General features: G+C 73.5%; 9 protein-coding genes. 5 read left to right on the top strand and 4 right to left on the bottom strand.

The genetic code is table 11. The features are described 5' to 3' along the window. Window positions 1-177: 177 nt before the first annotated feature. Together ACZ60B_RS39295 and ACZ60B_RS39290 are read right to left on the bottom strand one after the other, a co-directional pair. The gene (locus tag ACZ60B_RS39295) at window positions 178-429 is read right to left on the bottom strand and encodes a WhiB family transcriptional regulator (protein WP_469395984.1); all 252 of its coding nucleotides are present in this window, start codon (window positions 427-429) and stop codon (window positions 178-180) included. Between the two features lie 118 nt (window positions 430-547). Next, a complete protein-coding gene (locus tag ACZ60B_RS39290; RefSeq protein WP_469395982.1) occupies window positions 548-1,768 on the bottom strand; it encodes a saccharopine dehydrogenase family protein in 1,221 nt (406 codons plus the stop codon). 256 nt (window positions 1,769-2,024) lie between these two features. Here ACZ60B_RS39290 and ACZ60B_RS39285 point away from each other — a divergent pair, with 256 nt between their 5' ends. Both ACZ60B_RS39285 and ACZ60B_RS39280 read left to right on the top strand, forming a co-directional pair. Next, a complete protein-coding gene (locus ACZ60B_RS39285) occupies window positions 2,025-2,726 on the top strand; it encodes a TetR/AcrR family transcriptional regulator (protein ID WP_469395980.1) in 702 nt (233 codons plus the stop codon). Window positions 2,727-3,025: 299 nt separating this feature from the next. Continuing rightward, a complete protein-coding gene (locus tag ACZ60B_RS39280) occupies window positions 3,026-4,336 on the top strand; it encodes an MFS transporter (RefSeq protein ID WP_469395978.1) in 1,311 nt (436 codons plus the stop codon). 61 nt (window positions 4,337-4,397) lie between these two features. Here ACZ60B_RS39280 and ACZ60B_RS39275 read toward each other — a convergent pair whose 3' ends face one another. Beyond that, window positions 4,398-4,853 carry a cyclic nucleotide-binding domain-containing protein gene (locus ACZ60B_RS39275; protein WP_469395975.1) on the bottom strand — a complete coding sequence of 152 codons (456 nt, stop codon included), beginning with the start codon at window positions 4,851-4,853 and terminating at the stop codon, window positions 4,398-4,400. Window positions 4,854-5,234: 381 nt separating this feature from the next. Next, window positions 5,235-5,462 carry a hypothetical protein gene (locus ACZ60B_RS39270; RefSeq protein WP_469395973.1) on the bottom strand — a complete coding sequence of 76 codons (228 nt, stop codon included), beginning with the start codon at window positions 5,460-5,462 and terminating at the stop codon, window positions 5,235-5,237. A 305-nt stretch (window positions 5,463-5,767) separates the two neighbouring features. Here ACZ60B_RS39270 and ACZ60B_RS39265 point away from each other — a divergent pair, with 305 nt between their 5' ends. The 3 genes from ACZ60B_RS39265 (at window position 5,768) to ACZ60B_RS39255 (ending at window position 8,217) form a co-directional block, all read left to right on the top strand. Beyond that, window positions 5,768-6,232, top strand: a complete 465-nt coding sequence (locus tag ACZ60B_RS39265; RefSeq protein ID WP_469395971.1) for an ATP-binding protein — start codon at window positions 5,768-5,770, stop codon at window positions 6,230-6,232. Between the two features lie 259 nt (window positions 6,233-6,491). Then, window positions 6,492-7,361 carry a SigB/SigF/SigG family RNA polymerase sigma factor gene (locus ACZ60B_RS39260; RefSeq protein WP_469395969.1) on the top strand — a complete coding sequence of 290 codons (870 nt, stop codon included), beginning with the start codon at window positions 6,492-6,494 and terminating at the stop codon, window positions 7,359-7,361. A 16-nt stretch (window positions 7,362-7,377) separates the two neighbouring features. Continuing rightward, window positions 7,378-8,217 carry a DUF1206 domain-containing protein gene (locus ACZ60B_RS39255; RefSeq protein WP_469395966.1) on the top strand — a complete coding sequence of 280 codons (840 nt, stop codon included), beginning with the start codon at window positions 7,378-7,380 and terminating at the stop codon, window positions 8,215-8,217. The last annotated feature ends 81 nt before the right edge of the window (window positions 8,218-8,298 follow it).

The raw sequence follows: 8,298 nt of genomic DNA, 5'->3' as shown, positions 1-8,298 counted from the left end.
CTAGGGCGTGTTTCGAAAGTCCCGTCTGCCCGGCGACGCCTGGCACGCGCGCTCGCCGCGTTGTCGGGATCACCCCGATACATCCAGTATCGGGGTGACCCTCCGCCTTGCGATCGCACGCACCAGACGCCGCCGGGCCCGCCCTTCGGGCGGACGACGCTACTTTCGAAACACGCCCTAGCCCGAGTGCCGCCGGGCGTTGGACCGGCGCTTCAGGGCGCGCCGTTGCGCCTCGTCCGTGCCGCCCCAGACACCGAGGGCCTGCCCCGTGTCCAGCGCGAACTCCAGACACCGCTCCCGGACGGGACAGCGCGCGCAGACCGCCTTCGCCTGTTCGGTCTGGAGCAGCGCCGGCCCCGAGGTGCCGACCGGGAAGAACAGATCGGGGTCCTCGGTCCGGCACTCGGCGCGGAATCGCCAGTCGTCCATGGAAGTCACCTGCGATCGGGGTCGTGTGTGCGCTTGTGGAGGAATAATGTGAACCACTCGCCTGCGGGTCACCTCTCGACGCGCCGTCAAACAGCGGTGAGGTCCTCCGGGGCGCACATCACTGTTCCCGGATGCCCCAAGGCGAGCCGTACTCGGTGAGCAGGTCCAGGAACGGCACGGCAGGGAACGCCTCGGGTCCGAGGACACCCGTGCCCGACCAGACGCCGTCGGCCAGGAGTTCGAGGGCGACCACGGGATTGACGGCGGTCTGCCACACCACCGCCTGGCAGCCGTACTCGGCCATCGACCACTGGTTGTCCACCACGTGGTACAGGTACACCTCGCGCGGCGCGCCGTCCTTCACGCCCCGCACCCAGGTGCCCGCACAGGTCTTGCCGTGCATGCGCTCGCCCAGGGTCGCTGGGTCGGGCAGACAGGCGGCGACGACGTCCCGCGGCGACACCGCGACCGGGCCGTCGGGGCCGGGCACGGTCACCGGCTCGGTGCGGTCGAGACCCAGCAGGCGCAGGGTCTTCAGCGTACGGATGAAGTCCTCGCCGAGGCCGTACTTGAAGGTGACCCGGCGGGCGCCGACCCAGCGGGGCACCAGCAGGACCTCCTCGTGCTCCACGTTCACGCACTCCACGGGCCCGATGCCCGCGGGGAAGTCGAACACCTCGGGCTCGCTGAAGGGCTCGGTGGTGAACCAGCCGCGGTCGGCCTCGTAGACCACCGGCGGGTTGAGGCACTCCTCGATGGTGGTCCAGATGTTGAACGACGGCGCGAAGTCGTGGCCGTCGACGGTGAGATCGGCGCCGTCCCGGACGCCGATCTCCTCGATCTCGTCGAACAGTTCGTCGGCGGCGTACCGGGCGAAGACGTCCGACAGGCCCGGCTCCACCCCCATGCCGACGAGCGCCAGGGCGCCCGCCTTCTCCCATTCGTCCGCCTGCGCGAACTGGGCGTCGCCGAGCATGACCCCGCACTCCTCGTACGGCCGCTCGGGGTGCGGCCGGGACAGCGACATCGCCATGTCGACATAGGTGGCCCCGGCGCTGCGGGCCGCCCGGAACAGGGGCTCGACGAAGCGCGGGTCGGTGGCGTTGAGCAGGACGTCGCAGGCGTGCCGCCGCAGCAGCGCGGCCACCGCCTCCGCGTCGCCCGCGTCGACGCGCTCGGCACGGAACCTCGTACCGTCACCGCCGAGGGCGGCGACGGCGGCCTCGGCCCGCGCCGGGTCGTGGTCGGCCACCACCATCGCCTCGAAGAACGACCGCCGGGCCGCGATCCGGGTGATCGCGGTGCCCACACCGCCGGCTCCCACAAGCAGAACACGCATGACGAGGACTCCTTCTCGGGTGTCTCGGTGACTCGGCGCGTCGACGCACGCCCGCATCGACGACCGGGCGGATCGGCGACGCGGGGACGCGGCGACGCGGCGAATCGGTCGACCAGGTCGGCTCGGTGGACTCGGTCGAGTCGGGTGAACGAAAGACGTAAGGGGCCCCGGGGGTGATAGAACGCTTCCCGCCGTCATAAGGTCAATGGCGTTGGCATAAGAGCGGTCGTACGGGAAAGCGGTCGAGGAGGCGGCGATGCCCAAACCGGTGGTGCCCGAGGACAAGCGGCGCCGGCGCAGGCCCACCAGGAGCGGCACCGTGCTCTCCGAACGGCTCATCGTCGACACGGCGCTGCGGATGCTGGCCGAGCACGGCAGCACCGGACTCACCGCCCGCCGCCTCGGCCTGGCCCTGGACTGCGACCCGAGCACGCTCTACCGGTACTTCCGGGGCATGGACGACCTGACCCTGGCCATCGGCGACGCCCTCATCGGACAGGCCCTGCGGGGCTGGCGGCCCACCGGGCAGTGGCGGACGGACCTGCACGCCGTGGGGCTGCGCATCCACGCGGCGTACGTCGCCCATCCGCAGGCGGCCCTGCTCACCGCGAGCCGGGTCACCGGCCGCACCCATGAACTGGCCGCCGACGAGGCCGTGCTGGACGTCCTGCGCACCGCCGGCTTCCCGCTGCCGGAGACGGTCCGCATCTACCACGCCTTCATCGACCAGACCCTCGCCTTCGCGGCCCTCGACGCGGCCTCGCTGGCCCTGCCGCGGGCCGCGCTGCGCGCCGACGAGGGCAGGTGGCGCTCGACCTACGCGCATCTGCCGGCCACCACCCACCCGCGTATCGCGGAGGCGGCGCCGCTGCTGGCGGCCCGCATGGTCGACAGCGCCTACCCGACCGCGCTGGAGATGCTGCTGGACAGCGCGGCGGCCCGGCTGGCGGCGGTCTGATCCGGACCGTGGGCCTCGGGCGCCCGGCCCCCCGGCCGCCGCGCTGGTGCGTACGCCCCTCGGGGCCGGCGCCCGGGGTGCCGCGCTGGTGAACACGCGCCCCGGGCCCGGCGCCCCGGCCGCCGCGCTCGTGAGCACGCCCCCCAGCCCGGCGCCCCGGCCGCCGCGCTCGTGAGCACGCCCCCCAGCCCGGCGCCCCGCTCGTGAGCACCTCCGGCGCACGCCCCTTGTCCCAGATCCCGGGATCGCGTGTCCCGAGGGCACGGCCGGTGCTGCGATAGTGATCCCCGACCAGAAAGATGTATCGAGCAACCAGGAAGCCCGTGGACACCAGCGAGAGCAGTACCGAGTCACCCACCGCCGCCCCGGCGCCGCCCCGGCGCGGCTGGCGCCGCTGGGCCATGGACACCCGCCCCCTGCGCCGCCCGGCCTACCGCCGGCTGTGGTCGTCGACGATCGTCACGGCGGTCGGCAGCCAGCTCACCGCGGTCGCCGTGCCCAAGCAGATCTACGACATCACCGGCTCCTCGGCCTGGGTCGGGGCCGCGAGCCTCGCGGGTCTGCTGCCGCTGATCGTGTTCGCGCTGTGGGGCGGCGCGGTCGCCGACACGGTGGACCGGCGCAAGCTGCTGCTGATCACCAACAGCGGCATAGCCGTCACCTCGCTGCTGTTCTGGGTCCAGGCCGCCGTCGGACTCGAGTCGGTGGCCGCGCTCATGGTCCTGCTGGCCGTGCAGCAGGCGTTCTGGGGGCTCAACGCCCCGGCCCGCAACGCCTCCATCGCCCGGCTGGTCCCCGCGGACGAGCTGCCCGCGGCGAACGCCCTCGGCTCGACCGTGATGCAGACCGGGCAGGTGGTCGGACCGCTGCTGGCGGGCGTCCTGATCCCCGTCATCGGACTTCCCGAGCTGTACCTCATCGACGCGGTGGCGCTGTGCGTCACGGTGTGGGCGGTCCTGCGGCTGCCCGCGCTGCCGCCGCTCGCCGCCGTGGCGCGCCGTGCGGGAGTGCGCGAGATCGCCGCCGGCTTCCGCTACCTCTCCGCGCACAAGGTGCTGTTGCTGTCCTTCCTGGCCGACATCATCGCGATGGTCTTCGGCATGCCCCGCGCCCTCTTCCCGCAGCTCGCCGCGGAGACCTTCGCGCCCTGGGGCGAAGGCTTCGCGCTCGGTCTGCTGTTCGCGGCGATCCCGGTCGGCGCGGTGGCCGGCGGACTGTTCTCCGGCGCGTTCTCCCGGGCCCGCCGGCACGGCTGGATGGTGATCGGCTCGGTCGTCGCCTGGGGCGCTGCCGTCACGGGCTTCGGACTGAGCCGCAACCTGTGGCTCGCGGTGGTGTTCCTGGCGGCCGCCGGGGTCGCCGACATGGTGTCCATGGTCTTCCGCGGGGCGATCCTGCTGTCCGCGGCCACCGACGAGATGCGCGGCCGGATGCAGGGCGTCTTCACGGTCGTGGTCGCGGGCGGACCGCGGGTCGCCGATGTGCTGCACGGTACGGCCGGTGCGGCGTTCGGCCCCCGCGCGGCCGTCGCGGGCGGCGGTCTGCTGGTCGTCGTGCTGATGCTGGGCCTGGCCGCCGCGGTACCCGCCCTGCGCCGCTACCGCATCTGACGCTCCGCCCCATGGCCGTACGGGACCGGGTCGGGACCGGGGGCCGCGACACCGCCGTGGACTACAGGGCGCTGCGCCGGCGCACCGCGTACTGCTCCAGGAGTTTGGTGCGGGTCATCTCCAGCCGGTGGGCGAGGATCTCCGCGACCGTCCGGATCAGCGTCAGCCCGAGCTGGGCGTCCTCGTCGCACAGCTCCCGTACGGGCTGCGCGTCGAACTCGTAGGCGCGTACGGGGCTGAAGGCCTCCGCTCCGAAGTCCCACAGGTAGGGCGGGAACAGCCAGGACCAGCCGAGCAGGTCGCCCGCTCCCAGCGTGGCCACGGTCACCCGCTGTGAGGTCGTGACCTGCTGGTCCAGGGAGACGGCGCCCGAGCGGATCACCCAGAACCGGTCGGCCGTGCCGCCGGACTCGAAGATGCGGGCGTCCTCGGGGAAGGAGACCTCCCGGGCGAGCGACATCAGGCGCTGGCGCTGCGGCTGGGGCAGAGCGGTCAGGAGTTTTGTCGCTTTGGTCATGAGCGGGGCTCCTCGCCGGCGAAGTGGAGGGAGGGCGGCCGCGCGGCGGAGTGTCACCGTCGGCGGTGTCTTCCCCTAAGGCCCATTTCAGCCGCTGCCGACGTCGCGGGCACCTCGGCGGGGTGGGCTCCGGTGCTCGTCGGCCCGACGCGTGGGTGGGGGTGGTAGAGGCAGTTACCCCGTCCCTCGCCGTTCAACCGGGGGAGGGCGGAGCGCCCTGGTCCGGGCATGAAAAAGCCCTGGCTGGACGGGGGAAGCCAGCCAGGGCTCAACGCGGTGGTACACGGAGGACGGTACGGTCGACTCCGTCACCACGTATAGGTGAATGATAAACCATCTAGCGCGGGTCCCCGTACCGGAAACCGGGTTGCGTGACCGGTTTCACTTGCCGTCCTCGCCGCGGTGCCTGCCGGGGGTGAGGATCTCGTCCATCACCCTGATCACCGCCTCGTAGGCCAGCGTCCGCACGGCCGCCTCGCGCGCCCCGTCCGGATCGGTCGCCCTCAGGTCCCCGCACCGCGCCTGCCAGGTCCGCGCCTCCTGCTGGGCGCACATCCTGGCCCGCTGCATACGGCGCACCAGCTCGTCCGAGTCCACAACATCCGTCATGGCACCCGACTACCCCCGATGGGCCCGTCGATGACGGGGTCTCCACTCGGAGAACGACAGGTTTGCGAGCCTGCCTCCCGGTCATGCGAACAGAGAAGGATCCGCTGATTCCGGGCGGCGCGAGAGCGGGCGCCCGGTCCGGACGCCCCGGGTCCTGCCCGACCGTTCCCGCCCGCCCCGCGGGCGGACGACGACAACGGTCGGACAGGCCCCGGCGGGCGCCACGGCCGGACGGAGCTCGGGCGCGGGTCGCCCGCGAGCCCTGTCCGGGGCCGTGAAGAAGCGATCGCTCAGGGAGCGCGACCATGTGTGCGAAGCCACCGACCGGACCCGCCACCGATCCCGTCCGGGGCCCGGACGACACGCACACCCGGACCGGCTCCGACGGTCGGCGGCCCTGGTGCCCGGCCGACGTCCGCATCGCCGTACGGCGGGTGGTGGACCGGTGGTGCCGGGAGAAGGGCTCGCCCTGTGACGAGGACGCGCTCTCGGACGCGCTGCTCGTCGCCTCGGAACTGACCACCAACGCCATCCTGCACGGCGGCGGGGTCACCGGGGTCGACGTGGACCTGGAAGGACGGGCCGTACGGGTCTCCGTCTGCGACCGCAGCGAACGGCTGCCGGTCTTCACCCCCGCCACGGACCTCCGGGCACACCGACGCACCGGCGGACGCGGCTGGCCGATCGTGTGCCTGCTGTCGCGGGACGTACGGGTGACGGACCTGCCCGCGGGCGGCAAGCGGATCACCGCGGTGGTGCCGGTCTTCTGACGCGGGCGCGGCCCGTGCGGCGGGCGGTCCGCCCGAGTGCGCGGACCTCTGCCGGGACGTCCTCCCGGCCCCGCGGCCTTACCGTCCCCCGGCCTCCCCCGAGGCCGCGTTTGCGCCCCGGAAGCCAGGGCAGACGCACGTTCGTGCTTCGGACCGGAGGCGCCCCCGCGGGAGCAGTATGCGGGCCCCGGTGTCCTGGGGCCGAGCAAGGCCCTTCCGCGGCACATCCCAGAAACCATCTGTTCGGGAGTGATTCCGCATGCTCATCGACGCATCGACAGGCAGCACCGACGCACGCGACCGTCCCACCCCGCCCGGGCGGCGACCGCACGACGACACCCCCGACACCGCAGGCCTGTTCACCTCTCTGGTGGAACTGGAGGACGGCCCCGAGCGGGACGACGTCCGCGACCGGCTCGTCGCGGCCTGGCTGCCGATGGCCCACCGGATCGCCGGACGCTTCCGCGAGCGCGGCGAGTCCCTGGAGGACCTGCGCCAGGTGGCGGCCCTCGGGCTGGTCAAGGCGGTCGACCGGTTCGACCCGTCCCGCGGGGCGTTCGAGAGCTATGCCGTGCCCACCATCACCGGTGAGGTCAAACGGCACTTCCGCGACCGGATGTGGGCCCTGCGGGTGCCCCGCCGGGTACAGGAACTGCGCAACAAGGTGCGCGTCGCGCGCCGCGAGCTCACCCTGAACCCCGGCACCCCCGAGCCCTCGGTCACCGACATCGCCGCCCACACCGGGCTCACGGAGGACGAGGTCGGCGCCGGCATGGAGGCACTGGAGAGCTTCAGCACCCTGTCCCTGGACGCCGAGCTGTCGTCCGCCGACGACGGCCACAGCCTCGCGGACACCCTGGGCGAGTCGGACACCTCCTACGACGTGGTGGTCGACCGCGAGGCGGCCAAGGAAGGGCTGCGCCGGCTCTCCGAGCGCGAGCGCGCCGTGCTGTACATGCGCTTCTTCGAGGACATGACGCAGAGCCGTATCGCCGACCGGCTGGGAATCTCCCAGATGCACGTCTCGCGGCTCATCAGCCGCAGTTGCGCCCGGGTCCGTGACCAGGCGCTCGAGCGGCACGGAAGCCGGCGCGGGCCCGGGCGGGGCGGCCGTGGCCGGACGGCCTGAGGACGCGGGGGACCGGATGGACACGACGGTCAGGGCACGCGGCGGGCGCAGCGAGGCCGAGCGCGTGGCGAGGGGATCCGTGACGGAGGGCGCCGCGCGGGCCGGGCTCGTCGCACGAGGCGTCATCTACCTCCTCGTCGGGGTGCTCGCGCTGCGCATCGCCATCGGCGACGGCGGACACCAGGCCGACCGCGGCGGCGCCCTCGCGGAGATCGCCGACAAGCCCTTCGGGCACGTACTGCTGTGGGCGCTGGGCGTCGGAGTCGCCGGGATGGCCGTGTGGCGGCTGTCCGAGGCGGTCTTCGGCTCGGTCGGGCCGGACGGCCGCAAGCCGCGCAAACGCCTGCTCGCCGTCGTACGGTGCGTCTTCTACGTCTCCGTCGCCTTCTCGGTGCTGGCGTTCGCGGCCGGGGCGGGCGGCAGCGGCAGCGGAGCCGGCGACCGGCAGTCCAAGGACGTCACGGCCCGGGTGCTCCAGCTGCCCGCGGGGCAGTGGCTGGTCGGGTCGGCCGGGGCCGCGATCGTCGTCGCGGGCGTCTGGATCGGGGCCCGTGCCGTCATGCGCTCCTACCGGGACGAGCTGAAGCTCGGCGAGATGTCGCGCGGAGCCCGGCGGCTGGTCGACGTGACCGGCGTGGCGGGCGGCGCGGCGCGCGGCCTGGTGTTCGCCGCGGCCGGAGCGTCCGCCGTGCGCGCCGCCGTCGACTTCGACCCCGACCGGGCCAAGGGCCTCGACGACAGCCTGCGCGCGTTCGCCGGTACTCCGCTGGGCCCGTCGCTGCTCGGCTGCGTGGCCGCAGGTCTCGCCCTGTTCGGGGTGTTCTCCTTCGCGCTGGCCCGCTGGCGCAGGGTCTGACGGTCGCACACCGGTCGGGGCGGGGCCCGACGGCCGGGTGTCCCGCGGGGCTCGTGCCGGCCGGTGCCGGGGGAGGCGCCG

The organism is Streptomyces sp. NPDC104096, from assembly GCF_055584385.1.
The sequence above is the reverse complement of the archived record's forward strand: the minus strand, read 5'-3'. Positions and strand labels throughout refer to the sequence as shown.